At 57.8% G+C, this 18334-nt stretch carries 17 protein-coding genes; all 17 read left to right on the forward strand.

Going from position 1 to position 18334, the window contains the following annotated elements:
• Window positions 1-3 precede the first annotated feature (3 nt).
• Window positions 4-1149 carry a M20 family metallopeptidase gene (locus VB144_04845; protein ID MEA4882985.1) on the forward strand — a complete coding sequence of 382 codons (1146 nt, stop codon included), beginning with the start codon at window positions 4-6 and terminating at the stop codon, window positions 1147-1149.
• Window positions 1150-1191: 42 nt separating this feature from the next.
• On the forward strand, window positions 1192-3213 hold the full coding sequence (locus VB144_04850; protein MEA4882986.1) for an ABC transporter ATP-binding protein: 2022 nt from the start codon (window positions 1192-1194) through the stop codon (window positions 3211-3213).
• Window positions 3214-3249: 36 nt separating this feature from the next.
• Entirely contained in the window at window positions 3250-4632 is a 1383-nt protein-coding gene (locus VB144_04855; GenBank protein MEA4882987.1) for a dipeptidase, read from the forward strand.
• A gap of 438 nt (window positions 4633-5070) precedes the next feature.
• A complete protein-coding gene (locus VB144_04860) occupies window positions 5071-5484 on the forward strand; it encodes a pyridoxamine 5'-phosphate oxidase family protein (protein ID MEA4882988.1) in 414 nt (137 codons plus the stop codon).
• Window positions 5481-6353 carry a Type 1 glutamine amidotransferase-like domain-containing protein gene (locus VB144_04865; protein ID MEA4882989.1) on the forward strand — a complete coding sequence of 291 codons (873 nt, stop codon included), beginning with the start codon at window positions 5481-5483 and terminating at the stop codon, window positions 6351-6353. The genes VB144_04860 and VB144_04865 overlap by 4 nt, the downstream gene beginning before the upstream one ends.
• Window positions 6354-7195: 842 nt before the next feature.
• Entirely contained in the window at window positions 7196-7930 is a 735-nt protein-coding gene (locus tag VB144_04870) for a GntR family transcriptional regulator (protein ID MEA4882990.1), read from the forward strand.
• A 14-nt stretch (window positions 7931-7944) separates the two neighbouring features.
• Window positions 7945-8958 (forward strand): BadF/BadG/BcrA/BcrD ATPase family protein, encoded by a 1014-nt coding sequence (locus VB144_04875; GenBank protein ID MEA4882991.1) that lies wholly within the window; start codon window positions 7945-7947, stop codon window positions 8956-8958.
• On the forward strand, window positions 8939-9661 hold the full coding sequence (locus VB144_04880) for an N-acetylmannosamine-6-phosphate 2-epimerase (protein MEA4882992.1): 723 nt from the start codon (window positions 8939-8941) through the stop codon (window positions 9659-9661). The genes VB144_04875 and VB144_04880 overlap by 20 nt, the downstream gene beginning before the upstream one ends.
• Window positions 9658-10578 carry a dihydrodipicolinate synthase family protein gene (locus VB144_04885; GenBank protein ID MEA4882993.1) on the forward strand — a complete coding sequence of 307 codons (921 nt, stop codon included), beginning with the start codon at window positions 9658-9660 and terminating at the stop codon, window positions 10576-10578. The genes VB144_04880 and VB144_04885 overlap by 4 nt, the downstream gene beginning before the upstream one ends.
• Window positions 10579-10666: 88 nt before the next feature.
• The gene (locus VB144_04890; protein MEA4882994.1) at window positions 10667-11950 is read left to right on the forward strand and encodes an extracellular solute-binding protein; all 1284 of its coding nucleotides are present in this window, start codon (window positions 10667-10669) and stop codon (window positions 11948-11950) included.
• Window positions 11951-12064: 114 nt separating this feature from the next.
• Entirely contained in the window at window positions 12065-13006 is a 942-nt protein-coding gene (locus VB144_04895; GenBank protein ID MEA4882995.1) for a sugar ABC transporter permease, read from the forward strand.
• A 15-nt stretch (window positions 13007-13021) separates the two neighbouring features.
• Window positions 13022-13861, forward strand: coding sequence for a carbohydrate ABC transporter permease (locus VB144_04900; protein ID MEA4882996.1), 840 nt, complete (start codon window positions 13022-13024; stop codon window positions 13859-13861).
• Window positions 13862-13903: 42 nt separating this feature from the next.
• Complete coding sequence (locus VB144_04905) at window positions 13904-14215, forward strand: hypothetical protein (protein MEA4882997.1); 312 nt, start codon at window positions 13904-13906, stop codon at window positions 14213-14215.
• 286 nt (window positions 14216-14501) lie between these two features.
• Window positions 14502-14744: a hypothetical protein gene (locus VB144_04910; protein ID MEA4882998.1), complete on the forward strand. Its 243-nt coding sequence runs from the start codon at window positions 14502-14504 to the stop codon at window positions 14742-14744.
• Window positions 14745-15087: 343 nt separating this feature from the next.
• Window positions 15088-16251 (forward strand): helix-turn-helix domain-containing protein, encoded by a 1164-nt coding sequence (locus VB144_04915; GenBank protein ID MEA4882999.1) that lies wholly within the window; start codon window positions 15088-15090, stop codon window positions 16249-16251.
• On the forward strand, window positions 16251-16757 hold the full coding sequence (locus VB144_04920) for a hypothetical protein (protein MEA4883000.1): 507 nt from the start codon (window positions 16251-16253) through the stop codon (window positions 16755-16757). The genes VB144_04915 and VB144_04920 overlap by 1 nt, the downstream gene beginning before the upstream one ends.
• A gap of 143 nt (window positions 16758-16900) precedes the next feature.
• Entirely contained in the window at window positions 16901-18244 is a 1344-nt protein-coding gene (locus tag VB144_04925; protein ID MEA4883001.1) for a HEPN domain-containing protein, read from the forward strand.
• The last annotated feature ends 90 nt before the right edge of the window (window positions 18245-18334 follow it).

Here is an 18334-nt window from a genome sequence, read left to right on the forward strand (position 1 = left end):
CTTATGTCCATGGATTTGGCGGCGATCCGTCGCCTGCTGCACCGGCGCCCCGAGACCGGGCTTGATACATACGAGACTGCTAAGACCATTATGTCTTGCCTGGATGATCTGGGCGTACCTTCGAAGACGTGCGCGGGCACGGGCGTTGTGGCTGAGATTGAGGGTACAGCTCCAGGCCCCACTGTGGCCGTGCGGGTGGACATCGATGCCCTTCCCGTTGAGGACCTATCTGGAGTCGAGTTTGCCAGCGAGCGATCTGGAAAGGCCCACGCCTGTGGGCACGACGCGCACGCGGCGATAGGGATAGGCGTCGCAGAGGCGCTCATGGGTCGACGGGCCGAGATAGCAGGGCGCGCTCGGCTCATCTTCCAGCCGGCTGAGGAGACTTTCCAAGGCGCTCGGGCGATGGTCGAGTGCGGCGCGCTTGACGGTGTGCAGGCCATATTCGGAGTGCACAACATGCCCACCGTCCCTCTGGGGAGTGTCGTGTTTGTGGATGGTTCGGCTGCTATGGCCGCGTCCGATAGGTTCAGGATTACTGTGAAGGGTATGGGCGGTCACGCCGGGATGCCCCATCAGACTAGGGATCCTCTGGTGGCGTGCGCCGCCGTGATCATGTCTTTGCAGGCCATCGTGAGCAGGGCGATTGATCCCAGCCAATCGGCTACAGTGAGTGTGTGCCGTATGTCGGGCGGGACCGCTTTCAACGTCATCGGCGACAGCGGCGAGCTCGAGGGGACCGCCCGGTATCTGGAGCAATCGGTGGGCGAATCCATTGCTGATCTGGTGCAGAGCATCGCCAGAAGCACCGCCCGCGCGCACAGATGCGAGGCAGATACCGAGTACGCGCAGATGGTACCGCCGCTTATGACGTCGCCCAAGGCTGTGCGTGTGGCTATGGGCGTCGCGGCGGACATATTGGGTGCGTCAAAGATCCAGCGGTCGTGCGCCTTCATGGGCTCTGAGGACTTCGCGCTCTATGCGGCGCGGATTCCCGCAAGCTACTTCTGGGTTGGCTCGCAGGGCCCATATCCGCTGCATAGCCCCAGATTCGTGATCGACGAAGGGTGTATTCGAATAGGCGTAGACCTCATGACTGAGATAGCCATAAGGGCTGGACGGATCGACTGGCTCTCGCCGCGGCTGTAGGCGGTTGCGGGCATTGTACACATGAGCACGGGAGGTAGTAACATGGTCAGCCCATTGCTCGAATTGAGGGGCCTTTGCACATATTTCCGGACTGCAGGCGGCATCATGCGCTCCGTAGACGGCGTGGACCTGACCATAGGCCGCGGAGAGACCCTTGGAGTCGTCGGTGAATCGGGGTGCGGCAAGAGCGTTACAGCTCTTTCAATCATGAGGCTAGTGCCGGAGCCCCCAGGAGAGATCTGTGGGGGAGAGATTCTGTTCGAGGGGTCAAACCTCCTGGAGAAAACGGAAATCGACATGTGCGGGATCCGCGGCAAGGATATCGCCATGATATTCCAAGAGCCCATGACGTCGCTCAACCCGGTGCACACGTGCGGACGCCAGATCGCCGAGGCCATACGTGTGCATCAAGGGCTGTCAGGCGACAAGGCCGAGCGAGAGGCTATTGAGATGCTCAGGCGCGTGGGGATACCGGAGCCCGAGCGTCGAGCGAACGAGTATCCGCACCAGCTGTCGGGGGGAATGCGACAGAGGGTGATGATAGCCATGGCTCTGTCGAGCCGACCGAAGCTGCTGATAGCAGACGAACCTACTACAGCGCTGGACGTTACCATACAGGCCCAGATCCTGGATCTCATGCGCAAGCTAAAGAGCGAGTTCGGCATGGCCATGATGCTGATCACCCATGACCTGGGAGTGGTTGCGGAGATGGCCGACCGGGTAGTCGTAATGTACGCCGGCAAAGTCGTAGAAGAGGCCGACGTTAGGTCACTATTCGCGCACTCTGTGCATCCGTATACTGCGGGCCTGCTCAGGTCGGTGCCGCGCCTCGCTGATTCACAGGATAGGCTCGCAACCATAGATGGCACAGTGCCGAGCGCGAAGTCGATGCCTGAGGGGTGCCGTTTTCACCCGCGATGCGAGTTCGCGACCGACGCCTGCCGCGAGAAGGAACCGCCTCTGGTCAGTGTGGGCCAGTCGCACAAAGCTGCGTGCTGGCGGGCGGAAGAGCGGGTGCGAGTGGGCGCCGCCGGAACATCGTCCCCTGGAGCATCGCCTTCAGGATCTACCAAGAAAGACGGAGGCGACGGCTCAGAAGACATGCTCCTGATCGTGGACGGGCTGAAGAAGCACTTCGCCGTGGGCAGGAAGAGGGGCGCCGGCAATACGGCTGCGGCGGTGCGCGCGGTAGATGGGGTAAGCTTCACGGTTCGAAAGGGCGAGACTCTGGGAATCGTGGGCGAATCGGGCTGCGGCAAGACCACTCTGGGCCGGATGCTTGTGCGGCTTTCTCAGCCGGACGCCGGCAGAATCCTATTCGATGGCAAGGATGTCATGTCCATGCGTTCCGAAGAACTGCGGACACTGCACCGGGACATCCAGATCGTGTTCCAGGATCCGTACGCTTCGCTCAATCCACGTCTGACGGTAGGCAGAATCGTCGGTGAGCCGTTTGAGATACACGAGTCGGCTAGACCCGGAGAGATAAGGGATAGGGTCCAGAACCTTCTGGAAGTAGTCGGGCTCTCTCACGATCATATCGACCGTTACCCGCACGAATTCTCAGGCGGTCAGAGGCAGCGCATCGGCATAGCCCGCGCGATAGCCCTAAACCCCAAGATGATCGTGTGCGATGAGCCGGTATCGGCACTTGATGTTTCAGTGCAGGCTCAGATCCTGAATCTCCTGAGCGATCTGCGCGACCAGTTCGGCTTGAGCTACATCTTCATCGCTCATGGCCTAGCTGTGGTCAAGCATATTTCCGACCGAGTGGCAGTGATGTACCTGGGCAAACTCGTTGAGCTGGCCGCAAGCGACGAGATATACAGGAATCCGATCCATCCGTACACTCAGGCGTTGATGTCCGCAATTCCGATACCGGATCCTGATTCAAAGGCCGAGCGGGTACTACTGGAGGGAGACGTTCCTAGCCCAATCAACATACCAGTCGGATGCCGGTTCCACACAAGGTGTAGATATGCCGTGCCTGAATGCAGGCTCAGCGAACCTGAACTGGTCGATGCCGGTTCCGGGCACTTGGTGGCATGTCACCGGCGAATCTGAGAGCCGTTGCAGCAGACAGAGGGAGTTGGTTTCGACATGATGGGTTGGAGGGCCTACGCCCGTAAGCACAGAGACAGGTTTCTATCCGACTTGATGGACTTACTCCGAATCCCGAGCGTGAGTGCTCTTCCGGAGCATGCCGGCGATGTACAGCGCGCCGCCCAGTGGATCGCGGATCGAATGACTGCTGCAGGCATTGAAGGCGCGAAGGTGATGCAGACCGGGGGCCACCCCGTAGTGTACGGAGAGTGGCTACATGCCCCCGGCAAGCCTACTGTGCTTCTGTACGGCCACTTCGACATCCAGCCGGCAGACCCCGTTGAACTGTGGAAGAAGCCTCCTTTTGAGCCCACGATAGTGGGCGATCGGATCTACGCCCGCGGCGCGGCAGATCCCAAAGGGAACATGATCATACCGATCCTGGCTGTCGAGGCCATGCTGCAGGGCGACGGGGCGCTTCCTGCCAATGTGAAGTTCTTCTTTGAGGGGCAGGAGGAGATCGGAAGCCCAGAAATCCCTGAGTTCGTTAGGCAGCACAGAGACCTCTTGGCGTGCGACTTTGCCCTCAGCTCCGACGGCAGCCAATTTAGCGAGACCGAGGGCGAGATTCTCATCGCCCGAAAGGGCCTGTGCGGCGTGCAGATAGACGTGCAAGGCCCTAGGTCTGACATGCACTCGGGCACATCGGGCGGAGCTATGCAGAACCCGATATACGCACTTGCCTACATTCTGTCTTCCATGCGCTCCCCTGATGGCAAGATCGATATAGAGGGATTCTTCGATAATGTAGTTCCGCTCACCGAAGATGACAGGGCGTCGATTGCGGTTGTTCCGTTTGACGATGATGAGTACAGGAGGCAACTGGGCGTAGACGAGCTGTTCGGCGAGCCTGGCTATACTACTTTGGAGCGGGCATGGGCCCGGCCCACCCTCGATTTTAACGGCGTCTGGGGTGGATTCCAGGGCGAGGGGAGCAAGACGGTACTACCCTCCAGGGCCGGCGCCAAGATCACCTGCAGGCTCGTTCCGAACCAGGAGCCTGAGGAGATTATGAGCCTCATAGAAGCGCACGTGGCCAAGTTCGCGCCGAAGGGCGCGAAGGCCGTCGTGACCCGGCAACCGGGCACAGCCAGGCCCTACAGCATACCTAAGGACCACCCCGCAAATCGGCTGGCCCATGCAGTGCTGGAAGAGGTCTATGGCAAGCCTCCGTACTACGTGCGTATCGGGGGCACTATAGCAGTGACCGGGATTCTCCTCGATATCCTCGGAATCCACACCGTCAGTTTTGGGTTTTGCCTAAGTGACGAGTGTTTCCATGCTCCCAACGAGTTCTTCCGCATAAGCAGCTGGGACCGCGGCCAATTAGCCTACTGCAAGCTATTTCACCAACTGGGCGAGCAGGGGTTGGAGGACTGATAGAGAACTATAGGATCCCTGCCTGTTCACCGACACTTTCTTGAGGCCTTTGATCTTCGCAATCTAGGCGACTACGGCGTGGTCCGCGCCATTGACGCTGTGGACGCCCACCTGGTGCTGGAGAACGCCAAGGCCTCTTGCATCGCCATTGGGAACCACCTGCCCTTACCCGAATCTGACACCGAGTAGCCAAACGCGTGGGGCAGTAGCAAGCGACGTCTCTCATCTGCTCCTCGACCTGGGCGGCGCAGGCGGACAATACGGACTTTGAACTCAGGGACTTCTCAGGAAGTTGAGAAGAGATCCGATTGTCCAGGTGAAAAAACGAATTGGCTCCGGAGAACCGCAGTTGATCAGGCCGGAACGAGGCCGTGCGCGGAGTGAGTATATTGGCAGCCGCCAACCTGGTATGCTTGGGGAGAAAGGAGGCATTACGCCATGGAGATTGTCGCAAAAGGAGCGCAGCTGTTGGCAAGATGCGGCGAGATTGCCCTAGCGTCAATCAGCGAGCAAGGCTACCCCCGGGTTTGCGTACTCTCAAGAACCAAATCGGAAGGCCTTAAGAGACTCTGGGTTTCGACCGGCGCGGAATCGACGAAGGTCAGGCATTTCAAGGCGAATCCCAAAGCAGGCGCCTGTTTCTACAGGGGCAATGATAGCGTGACCTTAGGCGGTACGGTAACTCTGATCCAGGATCGGGCGGTTAAGGCCGAGATGTGGCTGGATTGGTTCATCAATCATTATCCTGGCGGGATCGACGACCCGAACTACTGCATACTCGAATTTCGAACCGAGGAAGCCACCCTCTGGATCGACAAGGAGTTCGTCACCTTGGGTGGTGAGCAATCATGATCGACTCACGCTGCGGGCTTCACTGTACGGGCTGTGCGTGGAAAGAATCTCACGGTTGCGGCGGCTGTATAGCCACCGAGGGACATCCATTTCACGGCGAATGCCGGATCGCTGTGTGCTGTCAGGACAAGGGCCTTACCCATTGCGGTGAATGCGACATGATTCCCTGCGACCAATTGCATGCCTACTCCTACCTCGATCCCGAACACGGCGACCATCCGCCGGGGGCGCGGGTGGCCGTCTGCCGGAAATGGGCGGCCGAGCGGGGATGCCAGGCCTGGAGCAGAGTGCTGCTGACCTCGGCGGGGTTTGAGGACCTGGCCGGCCAGCAAAAGCCCAATATTGTGAAGCGGTTCTTGAAGATGCTTGGCAAACCGGCCAGCGCCGCCAAGGCATTGTTTATCCCCACCGCCGCTGTTGACGCCGAGGCAAAAGAGATGGCGAAGGAGTGCCGGAACGAACTCATTCGGGCGGGAATCCTCCCCGAAAACATCACCACCCACGATGTTGATGGTAGCCTGAGCGCCGCGGAAGCCATGAAGTTCGACGCCGTCTATGTTACCGGCGGCACCACCCGACGTCTACTTCGGCGCATCAAGGAAACCGGCTTTGACGCGATCATCAAGAGAATGGTATACGCCAACAAAGTCTACATCGGAGTGAGCGCGGGCAGCCTCATTGCCGCGCCCTTCATCGACGGTTCGCGCGATGGCCAGATGACCGGGCTGGCGCTGGTTCATGCGTACCTATCCGTCCATCAACCGGAAGGTGCGCCCGCCCGAACCGATTTGCCGTTGCCGCACTTGCCCTTGACCGATCGCCAAGCACTTGCCGTCAGTTGGAATGGGTATGAGCTTATTGAGGATTGAAGCACAGGACAGTGTACGGCGCAATGGTTTCCGCATCGGTTGCGGGATTCGGTTGTGGAGTTCAACCAACAGGCAGATTAGATCAAGACGCCTGATCTTGGCCGAGAGGGGTGCAGTGATTGACGGAAGCCAAGTACTTCGTAGATCTGGCCTTTTCGCTCAGTGACTGCGCCGTATGCGGGCAATGCGCCGGATTCGCCGGCCAGCCATGCGTCAATCCCAGAAAGGGCGCGTCCGGCCTTTCACAGTGTGGGCATTGATGCTTTCAAGACCGTGCACCGGTTCGGCTTGCCGCTGGACACACTCAAGAGCCAAGAGGAAACGCCCAACTGGTACTCAGCCGTGTTCATTGAGTGACACGCCGCATTAGCCGAAACCGTCTGCTCTCATCGAGCTGCCCGGGGCATCTGGTCGGACAGTTGCGGGTGGGCCATCAGGATACTCCCGAACGGCGAGTCCGATAGCAAGACAACACTATCGCACTGTTGATCATCCCATTTTAAGGCACTATCTCTAACAAGTGGCCGTACAAGCATATCAACAGCGTGGACGGATTTCGGATACGGAAATCCTCCAAGTCTCCGACCAATCCTCTTGTTCGAGTGTTCGGCACGCCAAAGAGGTTCCGAGACATAGTCGAAACCCAGATGGGTGCGGCACTCTAGTCTGACAGAGACGCCCCACGAGCAGTGCCTCACGAACACGTTCTGCGTTCGGTGCAAACCTCTCCCTCGGAGCCTGCACGATATGGCTCAGCACTTGACAAGTTATCTAGTTAACTATTATTCTAGACATACATACAAGCCGGGCGGTTCACGTGTATGGCGGGATGGTGTAAGCAATTGACGCTTAACAGGCGCACTTCAATACCTCTATACGTTCAGATCAAGGAACAGCTGGCGGGCGCGATCCGATCAGGCAAATGGCAGCCGGGCGACAGGGTTCCTTCTGGGCCTGAGCTGTCAGATGAATACGGAGTCAGCGTGATGACTGTCCGCCAGGCCATAGGTGAGCTCGTCAACGAGGGCGTGCTGGTTTCTGAACGAGGGCGGGGAACATACGTCGCGCGGCAGAAACTGTCTACAAGGCTTCCTTACTTCATCGGTTTCACTACGGAGATGAAGTTGAGGGGCTATGAACCGAAAACTCTGATCATTGGCAAGGGAGTCACGGATGCGAATGCTGATATCGCAGCGCGGCTGGCGATTCCAGACGGCAGCCGAGTCGTGTGGTATGACCGGTTGAGGCTTGCCGACGGTGAACCCATCTGTTACGAAACCTCGTATTTCAGCTATGGCCGATTCCCCGATTTTCCGTTTCCGGAGGGTGAATACGTATCCTCCTACTACATCTTTGAGAAGGAATACGGAGTCCAAGTGGTCAGGGCTGAGCAGGCGTTTCACGCAGTGAAGGCTACTGCCAAGCAAAGCAAAATACTGCAGATTCCGCCTGAGTCGCCGGTATTGCTGCTGGTGAGTACCGAGTTCGATGGTGAGGACTCTCCAGTGCAGTTCACGTTAGGGGCATACCGTGGTGATCGCTATAACATCATGGTAGAGCGCATGAGGCGAGACTAAGGGAAGGCGCGGATATGAGCATGGATGATCAGCTCTTTCTGGGGTTTGATGGCGGTCAAAGCGGATCCCGCGCCGTGCTTGTGGATGGCGCAGGGCACATCGTGGAAACGGCCTCGGGGCCTGCTTTTGACCATCTGAACGCTGTGGGCGGAGTTGACAAGATACGTCGTGCGTTCGGGGCATGCCTGGAAGTTCCCGGCATCCGGAATGCGGCTGTGAAGAGCGCTTTCTTCGGCCTCACCGGGTTGTGCTCGCCGGAAGCGCCTGAAAGCGGGCCGTTGCGCGAGATCCTCGGCCAGTGCTTCACAGCTGGTCTTGTGGTTCTTGACAACGACTCCGTCTCCTGCTGGGCGGGGGCTCTGGGGGGAGAACCCGGTGTGGTTGTTGCGGCGGGAACCGGCGTCGTCGCGTATGGCGAAAAGGCCCGGGGGCTTCACGCCGCCAGGCTGAGCGGATGGGGGAACATCATGGGCGACTTGGGCGGCGCCTACGACATCGGGCGTAAGGCGTTGCAGAAGGTCACAGCCGCCGAGGATATGGGAGATGATTGCAGCTCCCTAAAGCAGCGCGTACTTGAACACTTCGGCCTTCCCGACCTCAGGTCTCTTCAGGCCCTTCTATATCAGAGTGAAAGCAAGGTCGGGCTGGTGGCGCAGTGCTCGAAGGTCGTGGGTTGCGGTGCACAGACGGGCGATCCCGTGTGTGTCGAGATCCTTCAGAATGCCGGCTGCGAGCTCGGGCGCCTGGCTGTGCGAACCGCAGAAGTGCTGGGCTGGAGCGATGATGATGCCGTGGAGTTCTCCATGGCCGGGGGGGTGTTCAACGCAGGGCCTGCACTGGTGGAATCCTACGTAGAAACCATCTGCCGCGCTTATCCGAAGGCAGCCGTGAAGGCCCCCATGTTCGAGCCAGTGATCGGCGCTGCATTGATGGCCCTGAGTCAGGCCGGTGTGGAGACGGTTCGTGTCCATGGGTTGACGAGCGTTCGGAGCGAATGGGGGAAACGGAATGAAGCATGGGGAGTATGAAGCACCGGTTCTAGACCGGCTTCAGGGCGGACTGATCGTGTCATGCCAGGCGATGTACAGCGATAGCCCTACGAATTCGCCGGCCGTCTTGTGCGCCATGGCTGCCGCGGCTTGCCGGGGAGGAGCGTGCGGTATCAGGGCCAACAGGCCGGAGAATATCCGTGCAGTCAGGAGCGCTGTGGCGGTCCCCTTGATCGGCCTCTTTAAGGACTCGATGCCAGGGCACGACGTGTACATAACGCCCACCTTCGAGCATGCCCGGCTGGTGGCAGAAGCCGGGGCCGACATTGTGGCGCTCGACGGCACTGCCCGTCCACACCCGGGCGAACTCGACATGGCAACTGTGGTCCGCAGAATACACGAGGACTTAGGAAAGCTCGTCATGCTCGATATATCCACATATGAGGAAGGGCTGGAAGCGGAGGGGTTAGGGGCTGACATAGTGTCAACGACCCTGGCGGGATATACCGCGTACAGCCGCCAGTTCGACGGGCCTGACCTGGATTTAGTCGTGCGCCTCTCCGCGGCCTGCAGGATACCTGTGGTCGCGGAAGGCAGATTCGAGCACCCCGACCAGGTGAGGGTGGCGATGCAGGCCGGAGCCTTTGCGGTTGTGGTCGGGCGTGCCATCACCGATCCCGAGCACATAACCGCCAGCTATGTGGAAGCCGCAAACACGTGGAAGGCGAGGGCTGTAAAATGAGCGCTCTCTCCGGAATCATCACCCCTCTGGTCACGCCTTTCTGCGATGACGGGGCGCTGGATTGCGAGTCCCTTGAGCGACTGGTCGAATTTCAGATAGTAAGCGGAGTTCACGGTCTCTTCCTGTTTGGTTCATCAGGGGAGTTCGCGGCCCTCACAGAGTCTCAGAGAGACCTGGCGCTCGTAACTGTCATCCGCGCTGCTGCCGGGAAGGCTCCGGTTCTTGTGGGAGTCAGCGACAACTCCACAGTCCGGGTAATAGAAAGATGCCGGCAGGCGCTAGACTGCGGAGCCCAGGGGTTAGTCATAACGGCCCCATTCTACCACGTGAACAGCCAGTCCGAGATAGTGGACCACTTTTCGGCGATCCATGCTGCTGTCCGCCTTCCCATATACGCCTACGACGTGCCAGTGTTGGCCAAGGCGAAGATCGAGCCCAAAACCGTCAAGAAACTAGCCTCCGACGGCGTGATATCGGGCTTGAAAGACAGCTCCGGCGACATGTCGGGCTTGCGCCAGATCATCATCGAGACTGCCGGCATCGAGGGGTTCAGCGTTTTCACAGGCATGGAACTGCTTGTGGATACCGCCCTCCTGATGGGCGCATCCGGCGCAGTTGCGGGTTTGGCGAACGTTGCGCCTCGCGATTATGTGGAGCTGTTCGACGCGTGCGAGTTGGGGGACTGGGAACGTGCTGTCAGTATCCAGACCAGGCTGACCAGGCTTTTCGACATCGTGTACATAGGAGCCCCCGGAGGCGGTTACTCGGCCGGCGCACTCTCGGCTTTCAAGGCTGCTCTTGTGTGTCGCGGCATCCTGAAAACCCCCAAGATGGCTGCGCCGATGAGGAGCCTGGATCGCGAAGGTGTGGAGAAGGTACGCCAAATGCTGCAGTGCCTGCAGTTCTCTACAGAATGAGAGGTGATGTGATGGGCAGGTTCTGAGCCGCTATCGTGGGATCACTCAGCCGAGTATTCTTCAGTGCCAAAGAACAGGAGGTTTAGTCATGAAGAGAGTAGTGACGATACTGCTGATGACCGTTCTGTTACTGTCGGCGCATGTAGCTGCGCAGGCGCCCGCCACTCAGCTCAAAGCGGAGGTCACCTGGTGGAGCTTTCCCAACTTCCTCACCGTTGATGGCATCCCTGGTAAGCACGAGCAATCGATCATCAAGGCCTTCAATGCCAAGTATCCTAACATCAAAGTCAACATAGAGATGATCGATTTCGCTTCCGGCCCCGAGAAGATCGTTACGGCGATTCAGGGCGGGACCGCCCCTGACGTGCTGTTCGACGCCCCAGGCCGCATCATCGACTACGGGAAGAACGGCGTTCTGGCCAACCTGAACGACATGTTCACAGCTGAGTTCATCAAAGACGTCAACAACAAGAACGTGATCGATGCCTGCAAAGTCGGCAGCAACTTCTACATGTACCCGATCTCGACTGCCCCGTTCCTGATGGCGTTCAACAAAGACATGCTGCAGAAGCATGGCCTGCTGCACATGCTGCCCACCGAGGGCGACAGAACATGGACCACCAGCCAGTACACGGCGCTGCTCAAAGCCCTCAAGGCGAAGAATGAGCGAGGGGCCATCGTATTCTGCATCTCGCAAGGCGGCGACCAGGGCACGCGCGCTTTCATGGCGAACCTGTTCAACTCCTCTATCACAGACGCTGCTGTCACCAAGTACACCATCAACGACAGCAACGGCGTGAAGGGGCTCCAGTACGTGGTGGACGCCATCAAGGACGGGTTGCTTCTGAATGGATCTGCCTCTGACGGAACGGGGGCGATTGACGAGTTCTGCGCGCAGCGCGTATCCCACACTATCCTGTTCTCGCCTGGTCTTCAGGCGGTGAAACAGCATATGACCAACTTCGAGCCCATCATGGCGCCGTATCCTTCCGAGAATGGGACCCCCGCGCTTGAGTATCTCATCGATGGGTTCTGCGTGCTCAACAACGGCGACGCGAACCGGATCAAGGCTGCCAAACTTCTCATCGACTTTATCTGCAACGATCCGGTTTGGGGGCCGAAGAACGTAGTAGCAACGAACACCTTCCCGGTCAGGTCCTCCTTCGGCAACCTGTACAAGGGCGATGGGACTATGACGTTCCTGGCCGGCCTGACGAAGTACTATGCTCCTTACTACAACACCATTAACGGTTTTGCCGCGATGCGCACGGCGTGGTTCCCGGCACTTCAGGCTGCGTTCTCAGGCGAGAAGACCGCGAAGAAGGCCCTCGACGATTTCGTGAAAGCCGCTAACGAGTCCATCAAGCGGTGAACCTGGCGCTAGTCGAGTCGATTACCTCTTGCGTCCCCCCTGGCGTCTTGCCCTTCGAGGTTGCCCAGTGGGGGACGCACCTCGAGCATCATGAGGAGACTGGAGTGACGGCGTATGGATCCCGGCTACAGAGGAGCACTGAAGCCGACGGGGGGCTCATCTGCCTGGCACAAGAGGAGGCCGTTGGAACTGCGGGAAACGCTGGTGTCGTATGCTTTCCTCCTTCCGGCGCTAGCATTCTTCGGCGTGTTCGTTGTGTACCCAATTCTGGTAGGAGTGTTCACCAGCTTCTTTGACTACACGATGCGCAAGTTCGATTTCGTGGGTCTCGACAACTACATCAGGCTGTTCGGCGACAAGATCTTCCTCAAGTCGATGAAGAACACTATCTTGCTGGTAGCGGGCGCCGTTCCCATGGTCGTCATATTCTCCGTCTTCATCTCCTCCACGATCTACCAGAAGAGCCCTCTGGTTCGCTCCCTGTTCCGAGGTGTGTTTTATCTGCCTGTTGTTACGGGCACGGTGTCGGTGACAGTAGTGTGGAAGTGGATCTTCGATCCGTTTAGCGGCGTTCTCAACTGGGTATTGCAGAGTGCAGGCCTTACAGACCAGCCCATCATGTGGCTGGGCGACAGACGATACGCTCTCTGGGCGATCCTGGCAGTGCTATTCACCACCTCCATTGGCCAGCCTGTGGTGCTCTATACAGCTGCCCTCGGCAACCTCGACAAGAGCCAGATAGAAGCTGCCGAAATCGACGGCGCCAGCGATTGGCAGGTGTTCAGGTATGTCAAGTGGCCGGGGATGATGCCAACCACCCTCTACGTCGCGGTGATCACGACGATCAACTCGTTCCAGTGCTTCTCGCTGATACAGCTTCTCACCTCCGGGGGGCCCAACTACAATACCAGCACAGTCATGTATCTTCTGTACGAGAGAGCCTTCAAACTCATGCAGTTCGGGTACGCTAACGCAATGGGTGTGGTGCTCGCTGTCGTGATCGGCATCATCAGCATTCTTCAGTTCAGGGTATTCGGCAGTAATGTCGAGTACTAGAGGGAGGCTCAGCCCATGAGTAGCAGTCGGAGGGGGAAGAGGCGCTCTACAGGGGATGCTCTGGCGATGGTGTTCCTGTGCCTTCTATCAGTGGTTTTCATCTTTCCGTTCTACTGGGTGATCACCGGCGGGTTCAAGGATCAGAGGCTCACCATCCAGTTGCCGCCGCAGTGGTTCCCTGTGAAGCCGACCCTCAGCAACTATGTAAGGCTCTTCGATAACTCCGCGGGCGTATGGCTTCTCAACAGCGTATTCACTTCGCTAACCGCTATGCTTCTGGTTTGCGGTGTGTCGGTTCCCGCGGGCTACGTGCTTGCTAAGAAGAGATTCCACGGTCGAAGCATGATCTTCGCCATGTTTGTGGCGGCTATGGCCCTGCCTAAGCAGGTGATACTGGTGCCGTTGGTGCGACTGGTAAGCTCGTGGGGGTTTCACAACACTCTCGCGGCAGTGATTCTGCCCGCGGTGGGCTGGCCATTCGGCATCTTCTTGATAAAGCAGTTCAGCCAGACCATCCCCGGCGAAATCCTGGAGGCAGCCAAGATCGATGGCTGCAGCGAGCTGAGGACTTTGATGCACATTGTCGTGCCTATGGTGAAGCCCGGCATCGGGGCCCTGGCGATCTTCACTTTCATAAATACGTGGAATGACTACTTCATGCAGCTCATCATGCTGAACTCCAGGTCGAGGCTGACGCTGCCTTTGGGCGTCGCCACTATGCAGCAGGAGTTCGCAACCAACTACGGGGTGCTGATGGCAGGCGCAACTCTGGCGGCCCTGCCGATACTGATAGTCTTCTTCGTGTTTCAGCAGTACTTCACCCAGGGGATCACGATGGGCTCGGTGAAGGGTTGACCTGACTCTGTTGAAGCGGGTGTAGGTAGACAGGCCGAGTCTATGGCCGCCGAGGATGGTCTCCTGGTTGTAGAAGGCCAGGTCGTGGCCAGCTATGCGGTCTTTGACGAGACGGAGCATAGGACGAAAGCCGAAGGTTTCGTCCTCTCCTCTAGCGGCGTCATGCACACCCTGGTGGATGAGGGCCTCGCCCACGGCAGCAAAGGGAGAACGGGAGGAAGTCCGCGGTGCCTCAGCTACGCCGAAAGAGCCAGGATGAAGAGGAGAATGACAAGGACGAGCGGAAAGGTCTATGATATCCTTCATGAGAATGCGCTTCAGGCAATAGCGACCAAGAAACAGAGCTCTCTGTAGCTCGATTTGCCCCGCTTGGGACATGCTCCTCTTCTTGCTGGCCTGGTGTTGGCATGACGCTGCGGCCGCCCTATCTATGCGTTGACTCGGACACTACACAATCATCACTGTCGTTTCTGACCCCACGGGTATGCAAGAATGGTGGTGATCACGCAGGAACGGGGTGATGACATGCTGAGGCGTTTCACGGCTGCAATAACCCGGGGGGGAGCGTGGTTTGTGGCTAGGTGTCTTGAGGTCGAAGTGTCAGTATGATCAGGTTCCCGAGGCTATCAGGCCATGAGGTATGGAACTTGGGACATTTGCCCTACGGAACCCAAGTATACCATGTCTACTTAGGTACGTATTCACAATCCCGGCTTTCTTCGTCGGCAGGAAATCCAACGAGCGCTTTGGCGCGAACGCTTCCGAGTCCAGACTCACGCCCGACGCCATTACGGCCATCTACCAGCTTTCCCATGGGATGCCTCGGCTGATCAGCCACATCGCTTCCGAATGCGTTCTCGTGGGCCACGCTCACGGAGCCTGACCCATCGACCTCAAGATAGTGCAGGAGGCCGTAGCCGACAGCCTGAGAATGCCCGTGGGTCTATAGACAGCGCATACAACAAGAACGCCTCCGCCTTTGACCAGGGCGGGGGCGTTCCGCATCCCAAAACCGGACGTCGTGATTCGGCCAACCTCTGCGCCACCGAATGTATGATCACGATCTGATCTCCTGGATACCAGCAAATCGAGTACGGCCCAAGTGCACATTTCAGGATATCTCAACTTGATTCTCAACACGTACGGAACGTCACGTAGTTTGATCAGCATATTTGCAGAATCCAAAAACATGCGTATAATGGATGCTGAAGGAGGAAGTGTAGGCTATGATGATGTGCGGCGGTGTTCCACAGCTGAAAATGCTTCGCTACGCAAAAGGCTACACCCAAGAGGCGCTGGCAGACGCGGCGGGGATCTCGAGAGACACTTACCAGAACATCGAATCCGGCCGGTCCGACCCCAGAGCGTCTACCCTGCAAAACATCGCCAGGGTGCTTGGGGTCGAGGTTCAGGACCTGTTCGGCCAAGCAGAAATTCCCGCCCGAGTTAGGTTCCGATCCTCCCGACGCATGAACTCCAGGGACATGATCTTGTGTGATGCAGTGACGTGGATGCGTGACTACAGTCGCCTAGAGGGAACCCTAAACAACCATGCCAGCTGGCTCCTCGGGGATTTGTCAACCGAGATGACCGCCTATGAGGGGGGACCCGAAAAGGCGAAGCTATGCGCTGTTCGGGCCCGCCAGCAGCTTGGACTGAGCGCGGGGGAACCAGTCCGGGACGTGTGCGGACTGCTGGAATCCGCAGGAGTCAAGGTCTACCCGAAGGAAGTAATGTCTGAGGGCTTCTTTGGGCTATCGATAGGGCCTATCGACGGAGGGCCCCTCATCGTCGTGAACGTGTGGGGCAGAATCTCAGTGGAGCGTTGGATATTCACCGCGGCCCACGAGTTTGGCCATCTACTGCTCCATCCGGATTCGTATGACGTGTCTGTGGCCCGAGAGGATCTGACTGAAGAGCAGGAAGCGAACATATTCGCTAGTTACTTCCTTATGCCCGGGCCGGTTTTCGACACCGAGTGGCGCAACGCCCGGGGATTGCCCTTCGTGGATCGCGTGCTCAAGGTGAAGAGGATGTTCAGAGTCAGCTACAAGACCGTGCTCTATAGGTTATCAGAAACCCATAGGCTAGACGATAACCTGTGGGGCAAGTTCCAGGGCGAATACCGAAGGCGCTACGGAAAGACCCTCAAGATGGCAGACGAGCCTCAGCCCGCGTCGGCTGATGACTTCATGGCCTCTTACCCTGAGGCATACCGAGCCGTGGAACCATGCGAGCTGAGTGAAGCGGATTTCGTCCCGGACAGACTTGCCAGACTGGTCAGGCAGGCACTTGAAGGCGGGCACATCTCCTTGAGTCGCGCCGCCGGGATAATCAGAATCGATGCCGAATCGATGCGAAACATGGCTCTGTCATGGGTGAATGGCTGATGAGAGCAGATGATGACCATCGGCCCATAGTCATCGATGCCATGGCTGTGATCGACTTCCTTGATGCAGACCCGTCGATTCTCCCTCTGATCTCGCAACACGTGGGCGATCTGCACGTGACTCGACCTGTGTTCGAGGAAATTGGCAGAATCGACGAGTCTCAGTGCAATACGCTTGGCATCAGAATCGTCGACCTCACGGCTGAGCAGTACCGGGAGGCCGGTTCGCTTGTGGACGGCCTCTCCTTCCAGGACTGTACGTGCTTCGTTCTTGTCCGTGACAATTGCTGGCTATGCCTCACCAACGATAGGCGACTACGCCGTGAGTGCTCCAGCCACGCCATCGGTTGTCTTTGGAGTCTGGAAACCCTTGTCAAGCTGGTCCAGAAGTCAGTTCTCGGACCCATCGAAGCGTATCACATTGGAGAAGCAATCCATAGGCTGAATCCATTCATAACACATGAAATCCTGCAGAAATTCTCACGATTGATAGGCGTGGATCTGTGACCTGTTGCCTGCCTGCTCTCTGTTTGGCAAGTAGAAAGTGCATAGTTCGGCGGCCAAAATGCGCATAGGCTAACCGCCACGCCTGGGGTTGGGTCTTCGTACCCTTCCGGGCTAGGTCGTCGGGTTGAGGGGAGTGGTCATCAGTGGATGAGTTCCGTACTGCGCTTCGCAATGTGGTTCAGACTGCGTGCGAAGCAATCGCCAATCTTGATGGCGTGCCAATGGCTCGACGCTCGATCCTTAAGGTAACAGAGAACGGCTGTCTTCATCGAGTGCCCACGGATGTGGTGATTGTGTCTCATCTGGCGCACATGCTAGGGGATGAAGTGTTTGACCATCCCTGTGTCCAGACCCTGCTAGAAGCTGCTCGAGCAATACCGGCCATAGGTGACCGAGTTCTTGTAGATGGGATCGGAGCGACCTTCGCGAGTGACGTACAAAAGTCCGGGCTCGTTCATCAATCCTTGGTAGTGCCGTTTCTCGCAGCGTACTTCGCACAAGCGGGAGCTCTGGAATTCGTCGATGCCGCGTTCGATGAGACGTACGAGGAGCTGCTACTGGATATGAGTCCGGTAACTCACCCAGTGGTTGAAGTGAGCCCTCTGGCGAACCTGAAGCTAGCCACGAACGAGATACCAGTCTGTGATGGCGTACGCATAGTGAAAGCCCCAATCAGAGACAAGGAGGACTTTCTGGACGTGTTTGAGGCTTCAGGCAAGTGCATGAGTCCATCCGTGTTCCTTACAGGAACCTGCTGCATGACCAGCGACCGGCCCTTGTTTCCTTTCCAAGCTGCAGGCGGAATAGACGCTTACCTAGAGAGAATTGTCGATGTCCCGCACGCTGAACCCCCTACAGTACCTGCATCACCCGAAGATAACCAGCTGATTCTGGACTTGCTCCGGTTGTACACATCTGATGATGTTCAACTCGTATTCACGAGGACTGGTCACTATCGGATTCTGCATGGACCTCAGATGAGTGTTCACTGGCCTCCCCCATCTGAAACACCAGGACGCGACACGGTCACAACACCGCTGGATGAACCTGCTGCGTCTGAGCTCAAGTGCATGTGGAGTTCTCTCGCACATGGTGCTAACTCCAGCGTGGCTCGGCTTGCTCTCAGTCGATATGGTACTGGAACAGGTAGACGCAGAGTCGAAGATCAGATCATCGACTACTGGATCGCGTTGGAGTCCATTTTCCTCCAAGAGAACGACGAGCTGCGTTTTCGAGCCTCTCTGAGAATCGCAGGTTTCCTGGGAATAACAGGTGATGAGCGAGTTCACATTCGGAGGCAAGCCATGAACTCCTACGACGTTAGGTCGAAGGTGGTTCACGGATCATCAAGGCTGAACGAAAACCAGATCACGGTTGCCTGCTCGGAAACGCGCGAGCTTCTTCGAACGTCACTCATCAAGCTGCTCCGGTCAACTGAACGATTCGATCCCAGGACTATCGAGGACATGATCCTCAGGAGCGTCTGAAGCTTCACACACGCGGTCATGGACCAGTGACCACATCACATAATCATTCAAACCAGCTCCAGTCACTGCGTATCCGGCGAGCCGCGTCCC

This window comes from Clostridia bacterium (assembly GCA_034926675.1).
Taxonomy (GTDB): Bacteria; Bacillota; DTU025; order DTU025; family DTU025; genus JAYFQW01.